The sequence below is a fragment of the Streptomyces sp. NBC_00286 genome (assembly GCF_036173125.1).
Taxonomy (GTDB): domain Bacteria; phylum Actinomycetota; class Actinomycetes; order Streptomycetales; family Streptomycetaceae; genus Streptomyces.
Map to the genome: position 1 here is coordinate 3,442,151 of NZ_CP108054.1, position 26,715 is coordinate 3,468,865.

General features: G+C 70.8%; 25 protein-coding genes. 3 read left to right on the forward strand and 22 right to left on the reverse strand.

Features of this window, described 5'->3' with window-relative positions; genetic code table 11:
- Positions 1-24: 24 nt before the first annotated feature.
- The 5 genes from OHT21_RS15500 to OHT21_RS15520 all read right to left on the reverse strand — a co-directional run bounded on the left by OHT21_RS15500 (position 25) and on the right by OHT21_RS15520 (position 5,063).
- The gene (locus OHT21_RS15500; RefSeq protein WP_328768890.1) at positions 25-1,548 is read right to left on the reverse strand and encodes a sensor histidine kinase; all 1,524 of its coding nucleotides are present in this window, start codon (positions 1,546-1,548) and stop codon (positions 25-27) included.
- Positions 1,545-2,285 (reverse strand): response regulator transcription factor, encoded by a 741-nt coding sequence (locus tag OHT21_RS15505; RefSeq protein WP_328768891.1) that lies wholly within the window; start codon positions 2,283-2,285, stop codon positions 1,545-1,547. Before OHT21_RS15505 ends, OHT21_RS15500 begins: the two co-directional genes overlap by 4 nt.
- A 278-nt stretch (positions 2,286-2,563) precedes the next feature.
- Positions 2,564-3,466, reverse strand: coding sequence for an ABC transporter permease (locus OHT21_RS15510; RefSeq protein ID WP_328768892.1), 903 nt, complete (start codon positions 3,464-3,466; stop codon positions 2,564-2,566).
- Positions 3,463-4,440: an ABC transporter ATP-binding protein gene (locus OHT21_RS15515; RefSeq protein ID WP_328768893.1), complete on the reverse strand. Its 978-nt coding sequence runs from the start codon at positions 4,438-4,440 to the stop codon at positions 3,463-3,465. Before OHT21_RS15515 ends, OHT21_RS15510 begins: the two co-directional genes overlap by 4 nt.
- 227 nt (positions 4,441-4,667) lie before the next feature.
- Positions 4,668-5,063 (reverse strand): RidA family protein, encoded by a 396-nt coding sequence (locus OHT21_RS15520; RefSeq protein ID WP_328774092.1) that lies wholly within the window; start codon positions 5,061-5,063, stop codon positions 4,668-4,670.
- A 160-nt stretch (positions 5,064-5,223) separates the two neighbouring features.
- Between OHT21_RS15520 and OHT21_RS15525 the strand changes: the two genes are divergently transcribed.
- Positions 5,224-6,198, forward strand: a complete 975-nt coding sequence (locus tag OHT21_RS15525) for a helix-turn-helix transcriptional regulator (RefSeq protein WP_328768894.1) — start codon at positions 5,224-5,226, stop codon at positions 6,196-6,198.
- A 14-nt stretch (positions 6,199-6,212) separates the two neighbouring features.
- On the opposite strand, the gene OHT21_RS15530 is transcribed toward OHT21_RS15525, so the two are convergent.
- The 13 genes from OHT21_RS15530 to OHT21_RS15590 form a co-directional block, all read right to left on the reverse strand.
- Positions 6,213-6,443: a hypothetical protein gene (locus tag OHT21_RS15530; protein ID WP_328768895.1), complete on the reverse strand. Its 231-nt coding sequence runs from the start codon at positions 6,441-6,443 to the stop codon at positions 6,213-6,215.
- Positions 6,440-7,843, reverse strand: a complete 1,404-nt coding sequence (locus OHT21_RS15535; RefSeq protein WP_328768896.1) for a class-II fumarase/aspartase family protein — start codon at positions 7,841-7,843, stop codon at positions 6,440-6,442. The genes OHT21_RS15530 and OHT21_RS15535 overlap by 4 nt, the downstream gene beginning before the upstream one ends.
- A gap of 5 nt (positions 7,844-7,848) precedes the next feature.
- Complete coding sequence (locus OHT21_RS15540) at positions 7,849-9,867, reverse strand: FAD/NAD(P)-binding protein (protein ID WP_328768897.1); 2,019 nt, start codon at positions 9,865-9,867, stop codon at positions 7,849-7,851.
- On the reverse strand, positions 9,864-10,790 hold the full coding sequence (locus OHT21_RS15545; protein ID WP_328768899.1) for an NAD-dependent epimerase/dehydratase family protein: 927 nt from the start codon (positions 10,788-10,790) through the stop codon (positions 9,864-9,866). Before OHT21_RS15545 ends, OHT21_RS15540 begins: the two co-directional genes overlap by 4 nt.
- Positions 10,791-10,793: 3 nt before the next feature.
- Positions 10,794-11,351: a hypothetical protein gene (locus OHT21_RS15550; RefSeq protein ID WP_328768900.1), complete on the reverse strand. Its 558-nt coding sequence runs from the start codon at positions 11,349-11,351 to the stop codon at positions 10,794-10,796.
- On the reverse strand, positions 11,348-13,060 hold the full coding sequence (locus OHT21_RS15555; RefSeq protein ID WP_328768901.1) for a class I adenylate-forming enzyme family protein: 1,713 nt from the start codon (positions 13,058-13,060) through the stop codon (positions 11,348-11,350). Before OHT21_RS15555 ends, OHT21_RS15550 begins: the two co-directional genes overlap by 4 nt.
- A gap of 18 nt (positions 13,061-13,078) precedes the next feature.
- A complete protein-coding gene (locus tag OHT21_RS15560; RefSeq protein ID WP_328768902.1) occupies positions 13,079-13,894 on the reverse strand; it encodes a hypothetical protein in 816 nt (271 codons plus the stop codon).
- The gene (locus OHT21_RS15565; RefSeq protein ID WP_328768903.1) at positions 13,891-15,237 is read right to left on the reverse strand and encodes a beta-ketoacyl-[acyl-carrier-protein] synthase family protein; all 1,347 of its coding nucleotides are present in this window, start codon (positions 15,235-15,237) and stop codon (positions 13,891-13,893) included. The genes OHT21_RS15560 and OHT21_RS15565 overlap by 4 nt, the downstream gene beginning before the upstream one ends.
- Positions 15,227-15,538, reverse strand: coding sequence for an acyl carrier protein (locus OHT21_RS15570; RefSeq protein ID WP_328768904.1), 312 nt, complete (start codon positions 15,536-15,538; stop codon positions 15,227-15,229). The genes OHT21_RS15565 and OHT21_RS15570 overlap by 11 nt, the downstream gene beginning before the upstream one ends.
- The gene (locus OHT21_RS15575; protein ID WP_328768905.1) at positions 15,535-15,810 is read right to left on the reverse strand and encodes an acyl carrier protein; all 276 of its coding nucleotides are present in this window, start codon (positions 15,808-15,810) and stop codon (positions 15,535-15,537) included. The genes OHT21_RS15570 and OHT21_RS15575 overlap by 4 nt, the downstream gene beginning before the upstream one ends.
- Before the next feature lie 285 nt (positions 15,811-16,095).
- Positions 16,096-17,505 carry a class I adenylate-forming enzyme family protein gene (locus OHT21_RS15580; RefSeq protein WP_328768906.1) on the reverse strand — a complete coding sequence of 470 codons (1,410 nt, stop codon included), beginning with the start codon at positions 17,503-17,505 and terminating at the stop codon, positions 16,096-16,098.
- Positions 17,505-18,743: a 3-dehydroquinate synthase II family protein gene (locus tag OHT21_RS15585; RefSeq protein ID WP_328768907.1), complete on the reverse strand. Its 1,239-nt coding sequence runs from the start codon at positions 18,741-18,743 to the stop codon at positions 17,505-17,507. Before OHT21_RS15585 ends, OHT21_RS15580 begins: the two co-directional genes overlap by 1 nt.
- Positions 18,740-19,612 carry a 2-amino-3,7-dideoxy-D-threo-hept-6-ulosonate synthase gene (locus OHT21_RS15590; RefSeq protein ID WP_328768908.1) on the reverse strand — a complete coding sequence of 291 codons (873 nt, stop codon included), beginning with the start codon at positions 19,610-19,612 and terminating at the stop codon, positions 18,740-18,742. The genes OHT21_RS15585 and OHT21_RS15590 overlap by 4 nt, the downstream gene beginning before the upstream one ends.
- Positions 19,613-20,224: 612 nt before the next feature.
- On the opposite strand from OHT21_RS15590, the gene OHT21_RS15595 reads away from it, so the two are divergent.
- Entirely contained in the window at positions 20,225-21,577 is a 1,353-nt protein-coding gene (locus OHT21_RS15595) for an MFS transporter (protein WP_328768909.1), read from the forward strand.
- A gap of 138 nt (positions 21,578-21,715) precedes the next feature.
- Here the strand turns inward: OHT21_RS15595 and OHT21_RS15600 are convergent, their stop codons facing one another.
- Positions 21,716-22,504, reverse strand: coding sequence for an endonuclease/exonuclease/phosphatase family protein (locus tag OHT21_RS15600; protein ID WP_328768910.1), 789 nt, complete (start codon positions 22,502-22,504; stop codon positions 21,716-21,718).
- 384 nt (positions 22,505-22,888) lie between these two features.
- On the opposite strand from OHT21_RS15600, the gene OHT21_RS15605 reads away from it, so the two are divergent.
- Entirely contained in the window at positions 22,889-23,824 is a 936-nt protein-coding gene (locus OHT21_RS15605) for a class I SAM-dependent methyltransferase (RefSeq protein WP_328768911.1), read from the forward strand.
- A 177-nt stretch (positions 23,825-24,001) separates the two neighbouring features.
- On the opposite strand, the gene OHT21_RS15610 is transcribed toward OHT21_RS15605, so the two are convergent.
- From OHT21_RS15610 to OHT21_RS15620, 3 genes are read right to left on the reverse strand one after another with little or no spacing between them, the layout of a single operon-like run.
- Positions 24,002-24,637, reverse strand: coding sequence for a phosphatase PAP2 family protein (locus tag OHT21_RS15610; protein ID WP_328768912.1), 636 nt, complete (start codon positions 24,635-24,637; stop codon positions 24,002-24,004).
- Positions 24,634-25,884 carry an MAB_1171c family putative transporter gene (locus OHT21_RS15615; RefSeq protein ID WP_328768913.1) on the reverse strand — a complete coding sequence of 417 codons (1,251 nt, stop codon included), beginning with the start codon at positions 25,882-25,884 and terminating at the stop codon, positions 24,634-24,636. Before OHT21_RS15615 ends, OHT21_RS15610 begins: the two co-directional genes overlap by 4 nt.
- Positions 25,885-25,894: 10 nt before the next feature.
- Entirely contained in the window at positions 25,895-26,542 is a 648-nt protein-coding gene (locus tag OHT21_RS15620; RefSeq protein ID WP_328768914.1) for a hypothetical protein, read from the reverse strand.
- Positions 26,543-26,715: the final 173 nt, after the last annotated feature.

Sequence of the window (26,715 nt, forward strand, 5' to 3'; positions counted from 1 at the left end):
TGGCGCCACGAGATCGCCGTCCCGCTACGGATGCAGCGGCAGCAGGATGCGGAACGTGGCGCCCGCGCCCGGGGCCGTGCTGATCTCCACCCGGCCGTGGTGGGCTGTCACCAGGGAATCGACGATTGCGAGGCCGAGGCCCGCTCCGCCTCCCTCTGCTCGGCCTCGGGCGGTGTCCGCGCGGTAGAAGCGGTCGAAGGCGCGGGCGGATTGTTCGGGCGACATTCCGGGGCCCTCGTCGGACAACTCCAGGACCGCCAGGCCGTCTTGGGTGCCGACGCCGATCCGTACCGGGGTGCCGGGCGGGGTGTGGGCGATGGCGTTGCCGACGAGGTTGGAGGTGACCTGGCGCAGTCGCGCTTCGTCGCCCAGGACCGGTGCCCCGCCGGGCGGGCCGCCGCCCGGGCCGGTGAGGGAGACCGGGCGGCCGGGGTCGAGAGCCCGCAGGTCGTGCAGGGCGTCGGCGGCCAGGGTGCGCAGGTCCATGGGGGTGAGCCGGAGGGGCAGATCCGCGGCGGCGGCGTCCTCGTCGAGGCGGGCGAGCAGCAGCAGGTCCTCGACCAGCCGGACGAGCCGGGCGGACTCGCGCTCGATACGGCTCATCGCGGCGTCGACGTCGGTACGTTCGGGCATGCCGCCCATCCGGTACAGCTCGGTGAAGCCCTTGATGCCGAAGAGGGGCGTACGGAGTTCATGGCTGGCGTCCGCGGTGAAGCGGCGCATGCGTTCGGCGGTGGCGGCCCGTGCGGCGTCGCCTTCCTCGATCCGGTCCAGCATGCCGTTGAGGGCGGCGGACAGGCGGCCCAGTTCGGTTCGGGTCGAGGCCGGCGTCGGTACGCGGCTGGAGAGGTCGCCGCCCGCGATGGCCGCGGCGGTGGTCTCGATCCGGCGCAGCGGGCGCAGCCCGGCGCGTACGGCGAACCAGCCGACCCCGCCGAGCAGCGCCAGCACCAGGGAGTCGATGACCAGTACGCGGACGCCGAGTTGACGGATCGTAGCGTTTACCTGGGCGAGTGAGCCGGCGACGACGACACTCCCGCTGCCTTGCGCGGCCACTGCGCGTTGCCCCTGCCGCTCGTCATCCGGCGCGCGCAAGGGTGCGGCGATCACTCGCCAGGCAGCGCCGCCGTTCTCGGCCGGGGCCTCGAAGGGCTGACCGTCGCGTGCGTCGACCGCGGCCGCGTCGAGCGTCGGCAGCTCGGGTGCGCTGCCGGTGGCCGGCCGAAGGATGCGCCGTATGTGTCCGTCCGGGGCGAGGTAGGCGAGATGGACGTCTCCGGTCAGTTCGCGTTCCACGGTGTCGCGCACCTGTGGTGCCGTATCGCCCGGTGTCTCGGACAGGTCCGGCACATCCGGCAGACGCGCCGCCACCGTGGCCGCGGTGTGCAGCCGGTCGTCCAACTGCTGGACCAGGCTGCGCTGAAGGAGGGCGACGAGCAGGGCATTGCTGCCGAGCAGGGCCACCACGAGCAGCGACAGGGAGATGATCACCAGTCGGCCGCGCAGCGAGAGTCGTCCGCCCCGGCCGCGTAACCGCCACGCGCTCACGGCCGGGGCCTGCGCAGTACGTAGCCGGTGCCGCGCACCGTGTGGATCAGCTTCGGTTCGCCTGCGTCGATCTTGCGGCGCAGGTAGCTGATGTAGGAGGCGACGATGCTGTCGTCGCCGCCGAAGTCGTAGTGCCAGACCAGTTCGAGGAGTTGGGGCTTCGACAGCACCTGCCCGGCGTTCTCCATGAGCACCCGCAGGAGGTTGAACTCGGTCGGGGACAGCTGCACGGGCTGCCCGCCCTGCGTCACCTGGTGGCTGTCGGGGTCCAGTTCCAGGTCGCCGACGATCAGCCGGCCGTCCGGGTGGCGGCCGCTGGTGCGGCGTAACACTGCCTGGATACGCAGGATGAGTTCCTCGAGGTTGAACGGCTTGGTGACGTAGTCGTCCCCGCCGGCCCTGAGCCCGCTGATCCGGTCCTCGGCCGCGTCGCGTGCGGTGAGGAACAGCACCGGCGGGTGACCGGCTCCTGGAGCGGGATGCCGCTCACGCAGCCGGCGTACGACCTCGAAACCGTCGACGTCGGGCAGCATCACGTCCAGGACGATCAGGTCGGGGCGCCGGTCACTCCCCCACTCTCGGCTTCGCTCGAGCGGGGGGACCCCCATCGCGTCCAGCGCCTCCGCGCCGGTCGCGGCCGAAACCACGTCGAAGCCGGCAAGCCGCAAGCTCGCCGACAACAGTTCACGCAGCGTCGGCTCGTCCTCCACCAGCAGCAGCCGTTGCGATGTCGTCATACGTCCCGTCCCCGACCGATCGTCCCGCCCCAATCTCCCCTACTACCGCCCGCTGAGCGCCCGGTAAGGGGCGCGGGGCCGCATCGATTTGCGGCTCCGCCGCGATGGGGGTCCCCCGCTCGAGCGAAGCCGAGAGTGGGGGAGCGACCAGCCACAACGGACCCGCAGCCGCCCCACCGCCGGAGGCACCCCGCGGGGCTGTATCGATGTGCGGCTCCGCCGCGCGGGCGCGACCAGCCCCCACCGGCCCGCAGGTCCATTACCGCTCTCCCAGCCGGCTAGGCGTCTCGCTCGCGGAAGACGATGAACGCCGCCGTCAGCAGACCCACCACACACCCCGCCATGACCATGAACCCGGGCCAGGGCCCCAGCAGCTCCGGATCACGGTAACCGGTGATGATCTGGCCCCCGGCAATGGGCGGCCAGTACTTCGTCACCCAGTCACCGACCGCTCCGGGCAGCGCCGGCGCGAACGCCTGCACGATCAACATCACGCCGAACAGCGTCGTCACCGTCGCGGTAGTACTGCGGATCACGGTGCCGATAGCCAGTCCGAACAGCGCGGCCAGCGCCAGGTACAGGCCGCCGCCCCAGATGCCGCGCTGCGCCAGCCCGTCGGACAGTCCCAGATGCGGCGCGTCCGCCCCGGCCAGCGACGCCTGCCCGACGACAAACCCGGCGAGCGACACCAGCACCCCGACCGGCAACGCCACCCCCACAAGCACCACGGCCTTGGCCGCCAGCACCCGGCCCCGGTGGGGTACGGACGTCAGTGTGCCGACGATCGTGCGGGCACCGTACTCGGCGGTGATCACCAGACCGCCGAGGAGACCGAGCGCGATCTGAGCCAGCAGGTACCCGCGCAGACTGACGGCGAGAGGATCGAAGGTGGCCCGGTCCGCGGGCGTCATGTCCGCGTACTCGGTCCCGGCGGACGTGCCGTTCAGCGCGGCGAGGCCCACACAGAACGCGAGGGTGCCCAGCACCACGTACAGGGTCGACCGCATCGTACGAATCTTGATCCACTCGGCGTGCAGACAGTGCCGGAACGACGCCCGGTCGGTCGGCTTCGGGACCGCGGGCGAACGGCGCGGCCGTCGCCATCGCGCCAGCGCACCGCCCCGTGCCCTCAACTGCGTGCGCGTGACCCTCACCCGGGCCCGCGTGGCCATCCTGCTCATCGGCCCACCCCTGTCTCCGCCTGCTCCGGCTTCTCCACCGTCTCCGGCTTCTCCGCCGACTCCGCCGTCTCCGCCCTCTCCGTCCGGAATTCCTGCGCGTCGCGCGTCAGGTCCATGAACGCCTGCTCCAAGGACACTTGACGTGCTGTCAGTTCGTGCAACTCCACATCGCCGGCCGCGGCCAGCGCCCCGATCTCAGCCGGTTCCAGACCGGTCACCAGCAGTCCGTCCGGGCCATCCGTGCGTACGTTCACGGCCGTGGCCAGCATCCGGCGCAGCTCGGTGATCCGGGGGCTGCGGACCAGGACCTCGCGGTCGGAGTGCGCTTCGATGAACGCCTTCATCGTCATGTCCGCGATCAGACGGCCTCGGCCGATGACGATGAGATGGTCCGCGGTGAGTTCCATTTCGCTCATCAGGTGGCTCGACATCAGCACGGCGCGCCCCTCGGCGGCCATCCGCCGCATGAGCGAACGGATCCATACGATGCCTTCCGGGTCGAGCCCGTTGAGCGGCTCGTCGAAGACCAGCACCGGCGGATCACCCAGCAAGGCCGCGGCGATCCCGAGCCGCTGCCGCATCCCGAGCGAGAACGTCCCGGCCCTGCGCCGGCCCACGTTCTCCAGGCCGACTTCCGCGAGTACGTCGTCCACCCGGCCTCGCGGGATGCCGTTGCCGGCCGCGAGCGCCAGCAGGTGGTGGTACGCGGTGCGGCTCGGCAGCACCGCCCCCGGGTCCAGCAGCGCCCCGACCGCTTTCAAGGGCGCGGGCTGCTCGGCGTACGGCCGCCCGTTCACGGTGGCGGTGCCGGAGTTGGCCGCGTCCAGGCCCAGGATCATGCGTAACGTCGTTGATTTCCCTGCCCCGTTGGGCCCCAGAAATCCGGTCACCTCACCGGGGCGGACGGCGAAGGTCAGCCCGTCCACGGCGAGGACATCGCCGTACCGTTTGGTCAGCCCGCGAACGTCGATCATCAAGCCTCCAGAACCGATGGTGGTGTGCGGTGGTGCGCGCGATCACCGCACGCACCACCGCAGGCTCACCCACCGGTCTGGGCCTGGCCTGCACGAGTCTGAACGCTCCATGGGAGCCGAAGACCGCACCCGCCGGAAAAGACCACGCCACGGCGTCCACCCCGCCGAGGACTCACACAGAACTCACAGAAAGGGGCGGCCCGGCAAGGCAGTTGGCGGAAGTCGCGTCACGCGACGGCGGTTCCCTCGAGTTCGACCAACAGGGTGGGGATCGCCAGCCGCGTCACCCCGAGCATCGTCATGGTCGGTGCCACCGCGGAGGCGCCCAACCGGGCCGCCAGCACGCCGTAGTGCTGGAGGAGCAGATCGACGTCGGTCGTGTAGACGTTGAGCCGGACCAGGTTCGCGAGAGACATGCCGGCCTCGGTGAGCACGGCCTCCAGGTTGTCGATGCTGAGCGCCAACTGCGCCGCCATGTCGCCGTCATGCTCGGGCTTGCCGTCGGCGTTCATCGCGGTCTGGCCCGAGATGTACAGGGTGCGGGTGTGCCCGGAGACGATCTCGCCCTGGTTGAAGCCCATTTCCACCGACCAGGCCACCGGGTTGACCGCCGTTCGTTCCACTGCCACGTCAGCTCCATTCGATTCGTTTCGGCTCGTTTCGATGCGTGGGGGGAGTGCGTACGCGGCCATTGGCTCGGTAGCCGTCGGCTTCGACGTCGTGTGGACGAGCTTCGCAACAAAACATGACATCCACCGTCACGTATTTGGATAAAGTTCGCGCATGCGCGCTGACCGGCTGGTCTCCCTGGTCCTGCTGCTGCGTCAGCGCGGTCGGCTGACCGCGGACACGCTGGCCCGTGAGCTGGAGGTTTCTACCCGTACGGTGCTGCGCGATATCGAGGCGCTGTCCACGGCCGGCGTCCCGGTCTATGCCGAACGCGGGCGGCACGGCGGTTTCGCGTTGGCGCCCGGTTTCCGGACCGAGCTCACAGGTCTGAATCACGACGAGGCGCTCGCCCTGCTGACCGCCGGATCGGGGCGCGGCGAGCTGGTGTTCGGCCTCGGCTCGGCGCTCGCTTCGGCCATGCGGAAGGTGGTCGACGCGTTGCCCGAGAGCCACCGGGCCACCGCGAGCGACGCGGCCCAGCGTTTTCTCGTAGACCCGGAGACCGATCTGCTCTCGCGTCGGCTGGTCACCGAGGAGGTGCCCGACACCACGATGATCGAGGTACGGCGCGCGGTGCTCGCCGGACACAAGCTGCGCATCCATTACGCGGCCACGGGCCAGACACCCCAGTGGCGCACAGTGGACCCGATCGGCCTGGTCACCGTGCGCGACCGTGCCTACTTGCTGGCGACGCGATCCGGCGAGGACCGCACGTACCGGCTGTCGCGGGTGCTGGCCGCCGAAGAACTCCCCGAACCGGCACAGCGACCGAACCGGGTCGACCTGGACCGGATCTGGCGGGAACGCTCCGCGCGGTTCCTCTCCGGCGGCGACCACATCACCGTGCTGCTACGGGTGAACCCGGCCCGGCGGGAGGAACTGCTGGACACCGCGCTGGCCGTCCGCGCGGAAGAACCCGACGCGGACGGCTGGCTGCGGCTGGAGGTGACCTTCCAGGATTCCCGCCACGCGGAATGGGCGCTGTGGCAGCTCAGCATGGACGCGGAAGCCTTGTCCCCGCAGTCGTTGCGTACGTCGCTGCGCGACCGCGCGTCCGCGATTGCCCACCGCTACGGGGACTCGTCCTGAGGGAGACGACCCAGTTACCCCTTGCCCAGCCCGTCGCGCCAGCTGGGCCGCAGCGGCTTCCAGGCGAGTGCTGTACGGGCCCGGTCGTTGGACGCGCCGTGTGCCGCGGTGAGTTGATGGGTCATGTACCAGCCGAGCATCCGGGGTGCGAGCTCCGCCGGGATCGTACGAGGGGACGGGCCGGCCGGCGTGCGGGCGTAGTGCGGAAGCCATTGCACGGCCGGGGCCGGGTCGTCGTCCGTCACGTGGAACACCCCGGTGGCGTCCGCCCGTATCCGCGCAGCGCCCGGTCGACCAGTGCGGCGGCGGCGCCCGTGTAGCGGGCCGGGTCGAGCAGTTCGAACAGCTGGTCGGGGGTGAACCGGGCCGTCACCTCGGGATGGCCGGACAGCACCTCGCCGATCGTGCGCCCGGTGTCGGCGGCCTCGGCCGAGGCGGCGGTCAGCAGTTTCTTCGCCCGTACCTTGCCGAGCACCGGGGCGAGCGCCACCGTCAGCCGTTCGGTGACGATGGCGCCGCCGGTCAGTTCGAGATTGGCGAGCATCCGTTCGGGGTGGACGATCAGCCCCTCCGCGAGTTCGACGGCCGTGTGTGTGGCCCCGCCCGTCAGCCGCAGCGCCTCCCGCAGCGGTTGCCACTCCGCGTGCCACGCTCCGGCGGGCCGCTCGTCCTCGGCGAGCATGCACTGCGCCAGTACGAGGGCATGGGCGGGCACTTGACGGGCCGCCGTCACGATCAGCGTGGCGAGCGCGGGGTTCCGCTTCTGCGGCATCGCCGAAGAGGCCCCGCGTCCCGCGGCCGCGGGCTCGGACACCTCGCCGATCTCGGTACGGGACAGCGTCTGCACGTCGAGCGCGAACTTCCCGAGCGCTCCGGTGACCAGCTGGAGTACCGCGCCCAGTTCGGCGATCGGCGTGCGCACGGTGTGCCACGGCAGCACCGGTTCGGCCAAACCCAGGGCCTCCGCGAACGGGCCGAGCAACTCGACGCCGCCCTCACCCACCCCGCCGTCCAAGGCCGCGTACTCCCGGTACGCGGCCAGGGTGCCTGCCGCGCCGCCGAGTTGGGCCGGCAGCGCGGACGCGACCGTACGGACCCGGGCCAGGGCGTCGGCGACGAGTTGGAGCCAGCCCGCTGCCTTGAGGCCGAAAGTGGTGGGCACCGCGTGCTGGGCCAGGGTGCGCCCGGCCAGGACGGTGTGGCGGTGGGTGTCGGCCAGCGCGGCCAGGGCGGCGCCGGTGCGTTCCAGGTCGGCGGCGATCAGGCCGAGCACTCTGCGGGCGACCAGCATGGCCGCCGAGTCGAGGATGTCCTGGCTGGTCGACCCGCGGTGTACGTACTCGGCGGCTGCCGCGTCACTGGCGGCGACCACCTCGGTGAAGGCGCTCACCAGCGCGACGACCGGGTTGGCCGCGGCCCGGGCCGCATGGGCCAGGGCGACCAGGTCGAGGCGGTCCGCGTGGGCCACCGAGGCGATCGCCTCCACCGCGGCGGCGGGCGTCAGCCCGACGGCGTGCTGGGCCCGGGCCAGCGCCACTTCGGCGTCCAGCATCGCCTGCAGCCATGCCTCGTCGGTCACCTCGGCCGCGACGGGCGTGCCCGCCCAGGTCGGGGCGAGCAGACCCGCATCGGTGCCCACGGACATCCCGTTCACGTTCTTCGGCCCCCTGCGCCTGTTGTCTGACGTACGGTCAAAGTGCTGGCGGGCGACGCCTCTTCGTTCCCCGCCATTCGCAAAGCCGCCCGCGCGATCGCGTCCGAGTCCTCCAGCGTCACCGAGCCGACGCCCGGCCTGATGCCGACCGCCGTCACCCAGCGCACGCCCTCCGTCGGCACCCCGAAGGCGAACCGGCGCGGATGCGCCCGGCCCGCCGCGTCCACGAGCCGGGGCGGGCTCCCTGTCACCGCGAGTCCGCCCGTCTCCCAGCCGGTCAGCCGGTACGGGCCGCACTGGCCGGCCGTCAGCAGTCCCCGCAGCAGCGGATTCGTGCTCCGCCGCAGATCGACGACGGGCAACCGCGCCTCGACCAGTGCGCTCACCGGCACCTCGGGCGCGGACACCAGCTCCGCGTCCACGAGGAAACCGCCTTCGCGCGCCGAGGGCCGCACCCGCATCCCCGGACCGACCATGTGCAGCACCTCGGCCTCGATCAGCGCGATCAGCTGCTCGATCCGGAAGGCCGGCGGACCGATCGAGGTGAACGCGTTCAACGGCGTGTACCAGCCGTCCAGTTCGGCACGGTACGACTCACCGGAGACACCGCCGTGGTCGACCACCAGCCGGATCTCGTTGCGCAGATCCCGCAGGGCGTCCAGCGCGGCCTTCAGCGGCCCGCTCACATTGCCCAGCCGGGCCTCGGCGACATCCCGCCGCAGGTGGTCCAGCAGCCAGTGCCGGAAGTCGTCCCGGCCGGCGAAGGTCCGCTCGCCGTACGGACGCTCGATCCGCTGCCAGTCCCACCGCTCGCCGGGCGGCACCGCGTACCGGTCGAGCAGGGCCGCTTCCCCGGCCCCGGCAAGACTGACCCCGGCAAGACAGGCCCCGGCAAGACAGGACCGTACGAACTCATCGGCGGCCCCGGGCCCGTGGGCGGCCAGGATCCACGCCTCGTGGTAGACGGTGCGGACCTCCCGGTCGATCAGCGGCCAGATGTCACGGCGAAAGGTGACGGGCTGCCCGCCGTCCGCCGGCCGCCGCAGCCCGGCGATGACCTCCGGGGTCAGGAACCGGGGATGGTGGCGGCCGAGTGCGCCCTTCTCGTTCTCGCCCCGCGCGTGGTACGGCACACCGCGCCGCGAACCGGCGTACAGGACCGGCTCGTTGCCGCTCGGGAGGTACACGAGTCCGGACTGGCTCTCCTTGAACGTGCCGCCGCGGCCCTCGGTGAGCAGCGCCAGCTGGTCGAAGAAGTTCAGCCCGAGACCGCGCAACGCCAGCCGCGTGCCCGGCGGGATGCCGCTCAGATCGGCGTCGGCCGGGTTGGCGGGACCCACATAGGCCAGGCCGTGCCGGTCGGCGAAGGAGCGCAGCTCCCGTTCCTCCTGGCTCGGGGTCAGCTCCCCGTGGCCGAGGGCCAGGACCACCGCGTCCATCCCGGACAGCAGGCCGCCGTCCTCCAGTGTCACCGTCTGCCGCCCGTCCGGGGCGTCGTCCAGCGCGACCGCAATCGCCCGGTGCGTGTGGACCGTCACTCGGGGAGCAGCGGTGCGCAGAAGGTGTCGTAACACCCACTTCAGGTAATGGCCGTGGAATGCCCGGGTCGGGTAGGTGTCCGGGCCGAGCCGCCGCGCCTCGTCCAGGACCCGGTCCTGGCAGCCCTCGGCGAACGCTCCCTGGCTGACCATGCGCGCCCACTCGTACAGGCTGGGCCCCGGCACCGACGGCCCCGCGCAGTCCACGCTGTCGTCGGTGAACAGGGTCACCTGGGAGGCGACCGTGTTCATCAACAGCTCGTCCGGCTGGTCGGTACGCCATACCGCGCCCGCGCCGGGCGGGTACGGGTCGACGAGGTGGACCACGACCGGACGGGTGGCCCCGGCGATGCCGTCGGCGTTGGCGCAGATCCGTTCCAGGACCGAGAGCCCGCGTGGACCGGCACCGATCACACAGATGACGAGGGCGTCACCGGGCCCGCTCTGTACCGGCTCACTCTGTGCCGGCTCGGTCATTCCCCGCCCAGCCCGTCCCGCCAGCTGGGCCGCAGCGGCTTCCAGCCCAGCGTCGTACGGGCCCGGTCGTTGGACGCGCCGTGTGCCGCGGTGAGTTGATGGGTCATGTACCAGCCGAGCATCCGGGGTGCGAGCTCCGCCGGGATCGTCCGCGGGGACGGGCCGACCAGCGTACGGGCGTAGTGCGGCAGCCATTGCGCGGCCGGGGCCGGGTCGTCGTCCGTCACGTGGAACACCCCGGTGGCGTCCGACTCGATGGCCGCCACCGTCGCCGCGACGGCGTCCTCGACATGCAGGAACGACATGATCCCGGCGCCGTCCCCGGGCAACGGGAACCGCCCGGCCAGCACCGCCTGCGCGGTCCCGCCGGTCCGTGCGTACGCGGTCTTGGGCCCGTACAGCGAGCCGTACCGCAGCACCACACCCGCGAGGTCCGGACCGCTGCCCAGCACCAGCCGCTCCAACTCGGCGACGGCCTGGACGGTGGAGGCCCAGCCGGGGTCGGGGGCGTCCACATACAGCGGCGCGTCCTCGTCGACGACCGGAACCGAGGCCGGGGCCGCGGCGAAGGCGATGGACTGCGCGACCAACCGCCGCGCACCGACCGCCCGCGCCGCCTCGACGAGGTGAGCGGTGCCCTCGGTGCGCAACCGCCGGGTCAGTGCGAAGGCCCCCGGCGGGTCGTCGTGCATCGCCCGCAACGCCGTCATCTGGTGGACGACCACCTCGGGCCGCGCGTCCGACACCGCCGACAACACGGCCTCGCGGTCGAGGGCGTCGGCGACCACGACCTGGTCCGCCTCCGGGGCCCGCGCCCGGGACCCCTGACGCACCAGCGCAGTCACCTCATGGCCCCGCGCCCGCAGCGCGCCCACCAGCGGATGTCCGATCACACCGGTGGCCCCGGTGACAAGTACACGCACTGCTCAATCCTCCGTAACGGGCGGGACGACGGGGGTGGCGACCCGCATCAGCAGTCGGCACGCCTTGTCCCCGTCCCGCAGACAGCTCTCGGCCCGGTTCTCCGTCAGGGTCACGCCGAGTCCCTCGGACCAGCCCGCGTGGATGTCGGTGCACGGGCACCGGTAGCCCTCCAGCGAACCGGACATCCGCACCATGGTGATGGCGAAGTTCCGCCGCAAGGTGAGCACGATCAGGTCGTCGCCCTCCACCTCGGTGGACGCGTTGCGCAGTTCCGGCGGAAACATACGGTCCCCGCAGTCGTCGTAGCGGCGGCGCAGCTCCTCCAGGTCCTTGCCGCTGTCACCGCTGCCGGGGAGGGGGCCGCTCCGGCGAGCGACCTGCTGCGCGACCTTGAGGGCGACCTTGCGCATCGCCTCGGCGTTGATCTCGTTCGCGGCCTGCTGCCCGAACCGCTCGGCCACGCCCTGGTACCAGTTGGCGTCGTGCTGCCACCACAGCCGGTACGCCTCCGATGCCCGGGCGCGGTGGTTGACTTCGCCGGCACCCGTTTCCGTACTCATGCGTGCTCCGTGAGTTCCTTGGCGGCGAAGCGGTCGCGCATCACGCGCTTCAGAACCTTGCCGGTGGCGCCCTTGGCCACGTCCTCGGGCTTCATCGGCACAGCGCGGGTCACAGGCGGGAATCCGGCGCCCGACAGGACCGCGTTGACCCGCTCGGTCCACGCCTCATTGCGGTCATCGCCGTTGGTGTCGTCGTTGGCGTTGTCGCCGTCGCCGTCGTGCGTGAGCTGGAGCAGTGCGTAGGCCTCGGCCTCTCCGTCGCCGTCCCAGTCCGCCCGTACGCCCTCGGGGGCGACCCCGACGACGGTGCAGTCGGCCAGTTCGGGCAGCTCCCGCAGCAGCAGTTCCTCGGTGCGGGTGCTGAACAGGATTCCGTCGCGGGTCCGGATGGCGTCGGTCGCCCGGTCCAGGTGGTAGAAGTTGCCCTCCTCGTCCTGGTAGGCGAGGTCGCCGGGCAGCCAGTAGCCGCCCAGCCGCATCCGGTTCCAGGTCAGCGAGTCGTTCCAGTAACCGGGCGTGATCGTCGGCGACTTCAGGCCGAGGCGGCCGATCTCCCCGGGCGGCAACGGGGTGCCGTCCTCGGCGAGCACGGCGGCCTCGGCGAAGCTGAACGGCTTGCCGATGCAGCGCGAGTACGCGGAGGTGTCCTTGGTGTGCCGGTTGTGGAAGAGCGAGTGGCCGACTTCGGAGGAGCCGAGCCCGTCGATGAAGACGGACCCCTCGACCCGGCTGCGGCGCAGAACCCCGCCGTCCCTGCTGATCTCCTCGCGAACGCCGTGCCGCACCAGGGCCCGGATGTGCGCCTCGTGCGCCGCGTCTCCGGTGTTGAACCACACCTCGACACTGGACAGGTCACGGGCCGCCAGGTCCTCCCCGGCCATCTCACCGAAGGTTCCGGCGAAGGCCAGTACCGTGCTCGGCCGGAACTCCTCGATGGCGTCGAGCACTTCGGTGCCGCGCTGGCTGGAGAGCAGCTTGATGTCCGCGCGCAGCAGCAGGCAGTACAGAAGAGTCGCGATGGAGGCGTTGTGCGGCCCCGGCAGCGCCACCAGGGTGCGCGCCATGTCGGCTCCGGTGGAGTAGCGCAGCCGGTGTACCTGCGAGTACATCAGCGTCCGGTGGCTGTGCGGCACTCCCTTGGGCATGCCGGTGGTACCGGAGGAGTGCGAGATGATCACCGGGTCGGTGGGGTCGTGCCGGTACGGGTACGACATCGGCAGCCGCTCGCGGAACTCCGGCCCGATCCCGTCGGCGGTCACGCAGAAGCCGAGCCCCGACTCCGGGCCCGACAGCACGGAGTGGTGCGCGGCGTCCGTGAACGCGCCCACCGCACCCTGACGGCGCACGTACTCGCGGGCGATCTCGGGGCGCAGGTTGCCGTTGACGAGCGACGGGATCGCGCCGAGAGACGTCAGGGCCAGATAGTTCACCGCGTTCTCGGCACTGGAGTGGGAGTGCACGGCGACCGGGTCGCGGGGCCGCACGCCGTGGGCGGCGTACCAGCCGGCATACGTCTCGACGGCCTCGCAGAGCTGACGCAGGGTCAGTACGTCGGGGCGGCTGCCGTCCGGTGCCTGCCAGGTGCCGTCCGTCCGCAGTACGGGCTCGTCGAGCGGGCGGTCGTACGCCTTCAGACGGTGCAGCACATTACCGGCGCCGAGTTCGGTGTCGGAGCAGATCCGTGCCCGCTCCTGCCTACTGATGAGCATGGTTCTCCGTCTCGTTCCCTACTCGGTGGCGGCGGTGAGGATGAATGCGGGCGACCGGGGCTCGGTCACCAGGAGTTGGCTGCCGCCGTCCCGCAGCAGTCGCCGGTGGGCGGCGGCCAGGTCGAACAGGCCCTGGATGCTTCCGGGATGCCCGGCCGCCTCTGTCCCGTCGGCGTCGTACGCCTCGGCCGACCGGACCGACACCGGTGCCTCGCCTCCGGGACGGCCGAGCAGCACCGCCGCCGCCAGGCCGGCGGTCGCGGGCAGGTCCGGGACCGGGGCCGGGCGGCCGCTGTCGGCGACCAGTTCCCGATACATGGCGGCCAGACGCTCGCTGCCGCCCAGCTCCACGCCCAGCACCAGGACCCGGTCCAACTCCGTGTCCTCCAGCAGCAGATCGGCCATCGTCAGTAGCTCGGCCACCGGGTCGTCGAGGGTGGAGAGGCTGAACGTCTGCCCCGTGATCCCGAACTCCTGGCTCGTATAGCCCAGTACGGCATTGGCGGTGGCCTGCATGAACAGCAGCGGGTTGTGGACCCGCCCGGACACCATGCGCTGACTGGCCAGGTCCGCGGTGGTGGTGTCCCCCATCAACGTGGCCAGCACTACGGCCGTACGTGCGCCGTCGCCGGGCCGTTCGGTGAGGCACTGCCTGCTGACGTCGAAGGCCAGCGGGCTGAAGGCCGACTCCACGAAGCCGGGGAGGCGCGGGAGCGGGATGTCCGCATCGGCCCCGGTGGCCTCGTCGGGCTCGGACCGCCCGGTGCCGTGGGTCGCGGTGGCGGTCGCGAGGATGCCGAGGGGCGAGCGGAGTACCGTCTTCTCGGTCGTCATGGCCGCTCCAGGACGAGTGCGGTGTTGGCGCCCCCGAAGGCGGCGTTGATGTTGAGGGCCCGGCGCGGGTCGGCTTGGCGCGGCTGGTTCGGTACGTAGTCCAGGTCGCACTCCGGGTCCGGGCGGCCGTATCCGGCGGTCGGCGGCAGTACGCCGTCCATCAGGGCCAGCATCGTGATCACGAACTCCACGACGCCCGCCGCCTCCAGAAGGTGGCCCGTGGTGCTCTTGGTGGAGCTGACCGGTATCGACTCGGCGTGCTCCGGGAAGGCGGCTCGCAGTCCTCGGGTCTCGGCTCCGTCGTTGTACTTGGTGCCGGTGCCATGGGCGTTGACATAGCCGAGGGACGCGCCGTCCGGGTCCCCGGCGAGCCGCAACGCCTGCCGCGCCGCGCGGGCCAGGCCGGCTCCCTCCGGGTGCGGCTGAGCGATGTGGTGCGCGTCCGTGGCCGCGCCCCAGCCCGCGATGGTCGTCAGCGGCCGGGCACCGCGGCGCCGGGCGTGCTCGGCGGACTCCAGCACGACGGCCGCGACGCCGTCGCCCAGCAGCAGCCCGCTACGGTCGGCGCTGAACGGGCGCACCATGCCGTCACGCGACAACGCCCGACCGGAGTCGAACTTGCCGAACGTCTCCTCCTCCACCAGATATCCGCCCGCACAGACCGCCGTATCGATCCGGCCGGAGGAGATCAGCCGGCAGGCGTGGATGATCGCGGCGGCGGAGGCGACACAGGCATTGGTGAAGGTGAGCCGAGGCCCGGTGAGGCGGAGGCCTCCGGCCAGCAACTCGGCCAGGTGGGCGGGGACGGCGTCGGCGTACCGGTCCTTGGTGCCGTACGTGCCGTCCGTGCCGTCCGTGCCGTCCGTGCCGTTCCGGCCGGACGGGCCGTCCGCACCGCCCGGGCCATTCGAGCCGTCCGCACTGCCCGGACCTCCCGGGGCGTCCGCACCGCCCGGACCGTTCGGGTCGCCCGGCCCGTCCGGTCCGTCCGGCAAGGGCGTTGGGGACGAGGACTCGGCAGCGGTTCGCCAGTAGCGGGTGACGCTGGTGTGGTCGCCGGCGACGCCGAGCAGGACCGCCGCCTCCGTGCCCGGGCGGAGGCCGGCCATGTCGAGGGCTTCCGCGCCGCACTGGGCGAGTGCGTGCCGCAGCGCCCAGTCCTCGACCGCGTCGGGTCCGTCCGGGGCGGCGGCCGCCATCGCCGTACGGTACGGGCCGGTGTCGAACCTCGTAGTGGGCGCGAACGAGGGGACGCCCGCGAAGACCCCACGCCGCAGGGCCTCGGCGCCCGTACCGAACGCGGTGCGTACGCCGAATCCGGTCACCGTCACCTCAGCGCTCATCGCGGCCGCCTTCCTCCGCCCGGCCCGTCTGGGCGGCGCGCAGAAACTCGGTGAGCCGCCGGAGCGAGGTCAGCCCGGCGATGTCCTCGTCGGTGGGCTCCACGACCAGGCCGTAGCGCTCCTCCACCACATGCAGCAGCCACACCAACCCGAGGGAATCCAAGACCAGTTCGGCATCCTCGCCGAGGTCGTCGGGCAGCCCGGGAAAGATCTTGCGGTCCGACAACAGCTCCCGGACGGTGTCGGTGGTGATGGCGGACACCGAGGAGTCCGCGTCGTTCACCGTGGCCCCCGCGCTCATGCCTTCGCACCGCGCCGGACGACCTCGGCGACAAGTCCGCCGAGGGTCAGTGAGGCCAGGGATTCGATATCGGTGTCCGGAATCTCCACACCGAACCGCGACTCCAGCCGCAGGGTGAGCTCGATAAGACTCAGCGAGTCCACATCCAGCCCGCCGACGGTCACCGGGCTCTCGTCGGTGATGCCGTCACGGCTGGTCAGGATGTTCATCTCGTCGATGACAGAGGTCAGGATGAACTCGCGGATCTCGTCTTCCAAGGTTGACGTACTCATGATCAGAATCTCCATTGAACGGTTCAGGTAAGTGAGTTGAGCGACCGGATGGGGCTCAAGGCAGTGACGCTGTGCGGCTCCGCCGAGTGAGCGCGCCCCGTCGTGCGGCCGCAGGGGCGTGCCCGTTCACGCGGACGCCGAGGGGAGCGCCCCGTTAGGGGCACGGGGCTGTGACATTTGCGGCTCCGCCGCGATGGGGGTCCCCCCGCACGAGCGAATTCGAGAGTGGGGGAGCGACCAGCCGCAACGGACCCGCAGACAACAAACAACCGGCAACACCCCAACTCACCCAGCAGAGCGCAGCGCCGCCGCGTTGCGCACCAGCTTCCCGTTGGACGTACGAGGCAAAGCCTCCAGAACCCGCACCACCCGCGGCAGCTTGTAGTCCGCCAGCCGCTCCCGGCACCACCGCAGCAACTCCTCGCCGGAGGGAGGCTCATGGCCGACAGCCACTGCAACGAACGCCTCGGTCATGCCCTCATGGACGAGAACCGCCTGCTCAACCGCCGGATGGTCACGCAGCACGTTCTCGACCTCGGTGAGATCCACCTTGAGCCCCCCGATCACGACGAGGGAGTCCGCACGCCCGTGCACCCGCACCGCTCCGGTGCCGTCCACCGTGGCCCGGTCCCGGGTGTGCAGCCACCCGTCCTCGTACTGGCGGCCACCCGAGTCGAAGAGGTACGGCGACTCCTCAAGCGCGACATCCAGCTCGCCCTTGTGCTCCCGCACCACCACCCCCAGCGTGGCCCGCCCGACCGACGGCCGCAGCGAGCCGCCGGCGTCCATGGCGACCACCCCGGTCTCCGTGGTCCCGTACGACTCGCCGACAGGCACGCCGTACCGCTCGGCGAACCGCGCCGCCACCGCCGGAGGCATCAACTCGCCGCCCGACACCGCGACCCGTAGCTCGGGCAGTTCGGGAGGATCGATGGCGGCTGCGAGCAGTTCGTAGTGCATCGGCACCCCGAACAGAGCGGTGATCCGGTGGTCCACGGCGGTACGCAGGATGTCGCGCGCCGAGACCCGGGGCGCGAAGACCACGGACACCCCGGCCGCCAGCGAATGCAGCAGCCCGGCGATCAGACCGAAGCTGTGCGCGGTCGAACTGAGCAGCAGCAGCCGGTCGCCCTCCCCCGGCATCCCGGGAATCGCGGCGAACCGTTCCACCTCGGCGGCGAGCGAACGCGCGGTCCTGCCGATCACCTTCGGCCGCCCGGTGGAGCCAGAGCTGAACTGAACCAGCCGGTGTCCGGTGGTGGCGGCCCAGCCGGTGCCGTAGCACTCGGTGACGACCTCGTAGTCGGGCCGGAAACCGAACGTAGCCCGGACGTTGACCCCGGCGCTGACCATGAACTGCGGCCGGCAGGTCGCGCAGAGCGCCTCCACCTCGGCCGGTTTGAGCCGGAAGTCGAAGAGCAGCACCTGGGCGCCCAGCCGCCACAGCGCGAGCAGCACCTCGACCTGGGTGAAGCTGGGCGGTGTCCGCAGGCCCACGGTGCTGCCCGGACCGATGCCGTACCCGGCGAACACGGCGGCCTGCTTGCCGACCCGTTCCCGCAACTCGGCCCGGGTGACGGTCTCCTGCTGATGCGTCAGGTACGGCAGTCCGTCGTCCCGCGCATCGAACAGCCGCTGGATGAAAGGGCCCATCTCGTCGTCCACGTCATCCACGAGGTCCGCGAGCTCGCCCATCAGACCTCCTTGCAGAACTCGCCGATGGGCAGGCCCACATGGCGCTGGTCCCGGGCCAGATAGCCGAGCAGTTCGTCACCGGTCTGCAGTTCGGTGACGTTGAGGACCTTCCCGCCCGGGCCGAGCACCCGTACATGCCAGTCGTCCTGCACGGTCAGGCTGACCAGCTGCCCGTTCTCGGCATGGGTACGGATCTCAAGCAGCGGCCGCGATTCGAGCTTGGCCCGGCCGACCACGACCCGCCGCGTCCGACCGTCGGCGCCGACCGCCAGCAGCGCCATCCCGGAGCCGACCTCACTCAGGTAGCTGGTGCGGTTGTCGGGCCCCAGCGTGTACGAGTGCAGGGCACCGGCGTTGACCCGGAACGGCCTGGTCGGCATGTACGGCAGCGGATGGGTCTCGCTGCAGCAGAGCACGAACCCGGAGGAGTACGAGCCGACGAGGATGCCCTCGTCCTCATCGAAGTGCGAGCAGGTGTCCACGCAGACCCGGTCGCCGAGCCCGACGTGCCGGATGCTCTCCACCGTCAGCGTGGACAGCTCCAGTTGGGGTGTGGTGGCCTCCAGCAGCCGCGCCAGCGCGAACACCTCGTCGGCGCTGCGGGGCGAGAAGAGGACGCCGTCCGAGCCACGCTCAAGAACGTCGAAGACGATCCCGGCTTCCTCCAGGTCGTCGACGACGGTCACCAGCTTGCCCTCGGCGGGCTCGGCCGCCGCGAGCACGATCTCCAGCGGGATCTTGGTCGGATCGGCGAAGTGGATGACGGTGTACGGCAACGCCATGGCACCCGCGCAGGAGAGCTGCAGGGTGCGGTCGTCCCGTACATCGACGAAACCGGCGACGGTCGCACCCTCGGCGCCACTGGCACGGTGCTCCGCGGCGACCGTGTCCAGCTCTTCCTGGGTACTGAAATGCCGTAGCAGAACGTCGATTCCGGCTCCGGCCGGGGAGGAGGCCGGAGCCGAGGAGGTGGCGGCGGCCGAGGACTTCGCCTCCTTGGCGCCCTCGGCGCCCTTGGCATCCTTCGAGCCGCCGGTGCTCTTGTCACTCGGCTTCTTCGCGCCGGCCGCGGCCGGACCCGCGGAGACCAGCACCCGAGTGATGGTCGGAGGCAGCGTCCCGAGCAGCTCGGCATCGGTGGCCAGCACTCCGGCCATCCGGGTGTGGACGGCCGCGTCCACCACCGCTTGGAGTTGCGGCCGTGGAACTTCACGGAGATCGATCCACGCGAACCTCATGCGACACCTGCCACGATCGTCGAATAGTGAGTCATGCCTCTGCCATCGTTTGTCGTTCCGTCTGGTGGACGCGTCGCCTGCCCGTTGTCACCCGGCGTGCCGCCGTCACCGCCGCGGCCGTGTACGACCGCCGCTAGCCCGGCCACCAGAGAGGCGGGTGAGGGGGCCGAAAAGATCCGGCGGCCGACCGCCAGCCCCTGACAGCCGGAGGCCATCACCGCCTTGCCGTACTCGATGAGGTCGGAGCCGTCCGGCGGCCCTCCGGCGGCCAGAACTGGGATGGGGCTGTGGGCCACCACCTCGGCCATCCGGTCGAGCGGCAGGGCGACCGAGGTTTTCACCATGTCGGCACCCAAGTCCGCGGCGACGTTGACCAGATGGGCGAGGAGTGCGGGATCACGCGGGTTGTCGATCCGGGGACCCCGGGGGTAGATCATCGCGATCAGCGGCATTCCCCAGTCGTCGCAGGAGCGGGCCACCGCCCCCAGGTCCGCGAGCTGCCGACTCTCGGTGTCCGAGCCGATGTTCACATGGACACTGACCGCGTCCGCGCCGAGCCGCAGCGCCTCCTCGACGTCGCCGACCAGCACCTTGGCATCGACATCGGCCGCGCAGGCGGTACTGGCGCTCAGGTGCACCACGAGCGCGCAGCTCTTGAGGATCTCCGGTGCGAGGGCCCGGGCCCGTCCCTTGTGGACGATGATCCCGTCGGCCCCTCCGCCGACCAGCGCCCGCAACAGATCGTCCCATTGGCCGGCGGGTACGAGCGGGCCGTCCGAAACGCTGTGGTCGAGCGGGACGAACAGGTACCGGTTATCACCCGCCAGCGACAGTCTGCGCAGACGCAATGGCTTGCCAGCTTTCAGCATGGATAATGCACCTTCCCAGCCCAAAGGCTGCATGGAAAAGGTCCGGCAGCGGCTTGGATTGAACTCTTCGGAATGTCGAACAGCATCATCCCGTTTGGGGCCCCGGTGTCCGAAAAATGATGGTCGTAGAACTTTCAAGTTTGGTCCCGCGTAAGCATTCACGGGTGATCGCCGGTTGGCAAGATGTGACCGCCGAAGAATTTCTATGCCGCAAGCCGCATGAATATTGACAGCGAATTGACAGGAATGAGGGGGTTGACGGCGCCGAGGTGTGGTGTTCGTAGCGGTTTGTGCACTAAATGCCCAGAAGGTGAGCGCAGCGCGCCGTATGCGCACTGCGCCCTATCGCGCTCTACCCTGCTCGCAACCTATCGAGGCCTTATCTGTTGATGCCACGTGTCAGCCACGAGTCAATGGCTGCTTATTCTTCCGTGCATCCCGCGTAGACCTCGGCGGCCCTGTTCGGTAAATCGGACGTGGCGTCATCCTTGTTGGAATTGAATTCCGCGGATTAGGGTGACAGGCGCACTCTGGTTCGTGTTGCATGCGAGGCCGTCCCCCTGGAACCCGGACCGTTCGCTCGCTCCGGGCGTACCGGAAGTGAACCCCCCCATGCCCGATTCAACGTCGAAGACCGTTCCCGAGTCCGCCGGCTCCAGACCGGCCGAGGCACCATCGGCGGCAGCGAAGGGCGAGGCGCCGCGGGTCGCCGTCGCGAGCCTGATCGGCACCACGATCGAGTACTACGACTTCGCCGTGTACGGCACCGCCGCCGCGCTCGTCCTCGGACCCGCCTTCTTCCCCTCCGACAACCCCACCGCTTCCTCCCTGGCCGCGTTCCTCACGTTCGCCGCGGCCTTCCTCTCCCGCCCTCTCGGCGTCGTACTGTTCGGCACGATCGGTGACCGGCTGGGCCGCCGCCGGGCCCTGGTCCTCTCGCTGCTGCTGATGGGCGTGGCGACGGTCGGCGTCGGACTGCTGCCGACGTACGAGTCCGCCGGACTCCTCGCTCCCGTACTGCTGGTGACGCTCCGTCTGCTCCAGGGCGTGAGCATGGGCGGCGAGTGGGGCGGAGCGGTACTGCTCGCCGCGGAGCACGCGCCCCCCGGACGCCGAGCGCTGTACGCGGCCATCCCGAACGTCGGCCCGTCGCTCGGCTTCCTCCTCTCCACCGCCGTCATCCTGCCCACCCTCAACATCGCGGGCCAGGACGGCTTCGCGGACGGCGCCTGGCGGATCCCGTTCCTGCTCAGCATCGTGCTCTTCGGGATCGGCCTGTGGGTGCGGTCGAGGGTCTCCGAGTCACCTGTGTTCAGCTCGGCGGCCGGCGCTACGACACCCGCACCCGTGTCCCGCTTCCCGCTCGGCACGCTCCTCAAGCAGCACCCCGGCCGGCTCCTGCTCGGCACCGGCGCGGCGATCGGCGGCTCGGCCGTCTACTACCTCACGATCGTCTACAGCCTGTCGTACGCGCCTCAGGCACTCGGCATCTCCCGGAACACCATGCTGACCGCGGCGAGCATCGGCGCGGCGGCCGGAATCGCCCTCACCCTCCCGGCCGCCAGACTGGCCGACCGGATAGGCCGCCGCCCCGTCATGCTGACGGGAGCCATCGGCAGCGTGCTGTGGGCCGTCCCGATGTACGCCTCGCTGAGCTCACGCAACGCCCTGCTGATCACCGGCGCCTACGCCATCGGCCTCATGCTGCTGGCGCTGATGTTCTCCCCCATGGCGGCCTTCCTCGCCGAACTCTTCCCCGCCCGCCTGCGCTACACCGGAGCCTCAGCCACCTTCATCCTCGCCAACACCCTCGGCGGCGGCTTCGCCCCAAGCATCGCCACCTGGCTGAACAGCCAGTGGGACTCCCCACTCGTACTGGGCTTCTACACAGGCGGCCTCTGCCTGCTGAGCCTCCTGTGCCTGCTGGCCCTGCCGGAGACTCGGGAGGACGCATTCGATTCCTGACGGGTCGGGTCGTATGCCTGCCGTCTACGGCTTGATCCAGCGCCGACGACGTCCTGGCCCTGTGGCACCAACTCGGCGTGCTGCAGCGCCAGTTCGGCGCCGCGCGGTGCGCGGTGCGGTTCACACGGGGCGCCGTAGTCACCCGTCGAGATCGGCTACCACGGCGTAGTGATCTGATGGGGCCGGGTCGCCGGTGCCGGCCAGCGCCGTGGCAAGGAAGGCGAGGGGATGGCCGGGGGTTCCGGAGCGGGCGAGGATGTGATCGATTCGTCCGTCGGCCAGCCACTCGTCGGGGCCGACGAACCGGTTGTCAGTGGTGAAGGTGTACCCCGGCTCACCGGGATGTGTGGTGGCCCAGGCATCGACGAGAGCCTGGGCCAAGGGCTGGAACTCCGGTGTGTCGGGCCGCGAGTTGAGGTCGGCGGCAAGAATGACCGGCAGCGGTCCGTCGAGAGCCGGGTCGGTGAGGAGTGCTGCCAGGGTGCGGTTCTGGGCGAGCCTGGCACCCTCACGTTCGGCCTGCCAGTCGGGGCAGGCGGTCACGACGTGCAGCGGGCCGGCCGGGTGGTCGAAGGTGACCACGAGTGCGACCGAAGGCGCACCGTGTTCCGGTGGGCTGCCCTCGGGCCCGTCGGGCAAGACGTGCAGTCGGTGCCTGAGGACTGGCCACCGCCCGAGCACCGCCAGGCCACACAGGACATGCTCGGAGTCACCTGATTCGGGCCGTGGCATCCGACTCCGGCCGAAGACCGCGTGAAGACCAAGTGACGTTGCCAACTCGTTGGCCTGGTCTCCAACTTGAGTGCTCCACGTCTCCTGCAGGCACACCACGTCGGCTTGCAGCGTCTCCAGGATCGCCAGAATGAGCGGAGCCCGCTCGCGCCACGGCCCGAACCGACCCCAGACGTTCCAGGTCATTACGCGCATCCCGCGAGACTAGTGCCTCAGGTCTGACGCTGTGTCACCTGGTCGGTGAATGACTACGGCTCGCTCTGCCCGCCTGGCCCGCCATCCCTTGCCGAAGCTGGGCGCTGCCGGCCCGATTCCTGCCCAACGAGGACGGAGCTTCCGGTCCCCGCCCACCCTGACGACCTGATGCCGTAACCCTCTTGTAGCCCGAGGACCATCCCCTCTTCCTGGCCTGAACGCCGTTGTCTGCGGTGCTTGATCTGTGGACGTTTTACGTTCTACTGTCCTTCGAACGCTCCTACTGTGCCGCCCGCTCCACTGTCGTACGGGGAAGGCGTGCACACCTTCTGTTCCCCCACATGTACGCGGTGCTCCTCCTCTACCTGTGAGGGATACAGAGCCATGCGAGGGTTTCTCACCACCAAGGCCGCCAGGCGCACCCTGCGTCCGATCGCCGACCTCATCGATCAGCGCATCGAGCGCCGGATCCGCCGCTCCATCAGGGACCCCGACGGGGAACTGCAGCGCGAGCTGGCGGCGCTGCGTCGGCGCCAGCAGCCCCTCGAGCTGCTGTTCAACGCAACAGGACGCGGAGTGTCGCGGCTCCCCGCCGACGTCCATCTCAAGCGCGGCATCGACGAGTTGGCGCTGATGACCGGGGACAGCGACGACGCGGAACGCAATATCGCCCAGGCGTTCCGGTTGCTCACCGCCCTGGAAGCGCTCGGAGTCGGCCGGATCGCCGGCGGCACCATGAACATCTGCGGCAAGCTCGCCGCCGTACCGCTGCTCGACCCGCCGAACGACGAGATCCTGGAGATCGGCACCCTGTACGGAATGTTCGGCGCGGCCCTGATCCGGATGATGGAGCGCGCGGGCCGCGACCCGAGCCTGACGATCGTCGACCCGCTCGCCGGCCTGCAGCTCCAGCCCGGCACCACCGAGCGGGGCGACCCGACGGGCACACCCGTGCGCGGGCCCGCGGTGCGCACCAATCTGGCGCTGGCGGGCACGGCCGGAACCGCGGCCCGCATCCAGCAGGGCTTCTCCGAGGACCCCGAGGTACGCGCCCTGCTCTCCGACCGTTCCTACGGAGTGATCATCATCGACGGCGACCACTCCGCCCCCGGCGTCCTCGCGGATCTGGCATGGGCCGAGCAGATCGTCGCGCCCGGCGGCATCGTCGTACTCGACGACTTCGGGCACCCCAAGTGGCCCGGCATCAAAGAGGCCTACGACAAGCACATGGCCACGGACACCCGGCTGACCTACCTCGGTCAGGTGGCGAACTCGGGCTATCTGCGCGCGAGCACGGAGGGCCGGGCCGCCTCGGTCTGACGAGGGTCGCCGTGTGACTTCCGAGCAGGACACGGTCCCGGCCGCCGCTGCTGGCGGTCATGCGTCGGCCGGGGGCCGGGCACGCAGGGGTCCAGGCAGCGAATCGCCCATTGACCTGCACAAATGCAGATCAGGGGGCGACTTCGGTACGAAACTGCGCCTCCCGTGATGCTCCCGTCACCGCAGCAGCCCGAACGTCACCCCCGCCACCACCGCGCCCAGCACCGCTCCCGCCACGACCTGGGCCGGGGTGTGGTCGCGCAGTGCGATGCGGGACCAGCCGACGAGGGCGACCAGAGGGTAGACGGCCAGCAGCCAAGGACCGTAGTCGAGAGCGAGGATGGCGATACTGCCGGAGGAGACGGCGGCGTGGACGGAGATCTTCCAGGTGAAGGTGATGGCCATGAGGACGACCAGTGTGCTGACCATCGCCGCGATGAGCGCGATCATGGCCGAGGGGGCGTCCAGGACGCTCATCAGCAGGGTTCCGGTGGAGACCGAGCAGATGATGAAGACCATGACCACGAGCCGCTGCTGCCGCTTGCCGAGGTGACGGTCGGCCCAAGTGCCGCGCCGGATACCGAGCTTGATGAAGAGCACCGGGATGACGGCCGCGAACAGCGCGCCGAACAGCCCCCAGCCGACCCCGGCCAGTCCGTCGCTGTGCCAGCCGACGAGCAGGGTGACGGCGAGGATCCAGTTCTTCGGCTCGAGGTGGTCGGTGACGAGCCGGGCGGCGCGGGACTCCGGCGGTGCGGCGGAACCGGGTTCGGTGCTGGTCGCTGGTGTGCTGGTCGCTGGTGTGCTGGTCACTGGGGGGCTTTCTGCTGGGAGGCGAGATCGCTGTCGTGCGTGCTGTGCCCGGACGGGCTATGTCCGGACGGGCTATGTCCGGCCGCGCTGTGCCCGGACGCGCTGTGGGCACGGACGAAGTCCCGTACGGTGTCGTCGGCCCGGGCCACCTCGATCCGCTCCAGCCACTGGGCCTCGGCTTCGAGATCGAGGTCGGCGTCGGCGGCGTCGTCGCCCGCGGAGCCGAAGGCGCGGCGCTGGACGGCGTCGTCGGGGGCCCGGTCGGCGAGCTTGGCGTGGCGGGCGGTCTCGATCCAGCAGGCCTCCGCGAGATCCCGCCGCCCCGCGGGCACGGCGGCCTCGGCGGCGTCCCGCTGGGCAGCCGAGACGTACGGCTGGAGAGCGAGGATCGCATCGCGGATCTCGACGACCTGGCGGTGCAGCCGCATCCGCAGCTCCTGGCGGCGCAGCTCTTCGCCCAGCACGACCTCGGGGACGGCCTCGGTCAGGTCCTGCCACAGGGGGCGCAGCGCGCGCAGGTACCGCCAGTGCCGAGCCGCCCGCCAGGCCACTCCGACGGCCGGTACGGAGCTGCCGACGAGGATCAGGCCGATGGCGGCGTGCTTCATCACGTCCGTGACCGCGCTCGCGTCCGCGTCGCTGCCGGGTCCGGTCACCTCGGTGAGGCGCAGTACGAGGTAGACGGCCCGGGCCAGCGCGTACGCCACCCCGGCCGCCGTACCCGCGCCGAGCAGCCGCAGGCCGGTGCGCAGCCAGCCCGCGCCCGCGAGCCGGCTGGAGCCCGAGAAGAGCCAGGTGGCCATGGCCATCGCGGTGCCCAGATAGGCGAACCAGACGAGCAGGTAGGCGGTGGCCGGGACGGACCCGGCGGCGCGGTCGAAGAAGTCCTCGGCCTCGGTCCGGCGCGGTACCAGGGCGAACAGGATGGTCAGCACGGCCATGGTCGCCCCGGTGGCGGCCATCCGGCGCCGTACTCCGGTGCGGCTGTAGGGCCGGGATATGACGTAGACGAACTCCAGGACGGCGCCCGCCGCCGTGATGCCCAAGTAGTGCTTGAACAGGGTCGACAGGTTGTTGATGCCCGTGCCGCCGTCGATGGCGTGCATGACGGCCGGGGTGCGCAGGGTCATGGCGAGCGTCAGCGCGGCGAAGGCGACCCACAGGGTTCGCTGTTTCGACGACCGTACGGCCGAGGGGGCACGCCAGACGGCGACCGTCCACAGCAGGACCAGAACCACGGTGGTCATACGCGCGCCCTCACGATCTGTGGTCCCGGGGAGTGTCCGAGGAGGTGCGGATGGGGTGGCCGAGGGCATCGCCGAGCCGTTCCAGCACGGGGTTCGTGGTGGCTTCGCGATCGAGGATGCGGTGGCTGAGAATCGTCGCGAGAAGTTCGGCGTCCTTCTCCTCGTTGTCGCTGTAGCTCGTGCGCCCGAGGATGTGCAGCACCTGGTCGAGGTCGATCCCGAGATCCTCGTCCTCGTCCTCTTCAGCGCCCCCGTCGCCCTGGCCGTCCTCGGCGCCCGGCAGCAACCGGGTGGCGTACGCGGGCCGTTCGGAGTCCGGCCCGCCATGGCCGAGGAGCAGGTGTGCGAGCTCGTGCAGCACGATCTGGAGCTTGTGCAGGGCGCTGGTCGCCGGCTCGTAGAAGATGAGGTCAGCGCTCTCAGTGGCCACCAGGACCCCGCAAGGCATGCTGCTGTTCGGGGCGCCTTCCAGGGCGACCAGACGCAACGGACGGCCGCGCTGGGCGGCGATGCCCTCGCACAGGGCGTCGAGGTCGAAGGGGCGCGGGATGGCGACCACGTCGGCGGCGGCCTCGCAACGGGCGCGGCGGCGCGTGATGTACATGCGGTCCTCGCTGGCCGAGCAGATCCTGGCTGGCCGTACGTCCCGGGTGTCCATGACATTCCGCCGAAGCGTTGTCCGCCAAACGGAGCGAACAGATGTCCGCGCGAGCCTAAGCGATGGTGTGCAGACGCTCAAGTCACGCCGAGGCGACCGCCCCGCGCACCGGCGCATTCCGGCCGCGGGCAGCTCGCACCTCAGCACGGAGCGCGCCGACCGCCCAGCACCTC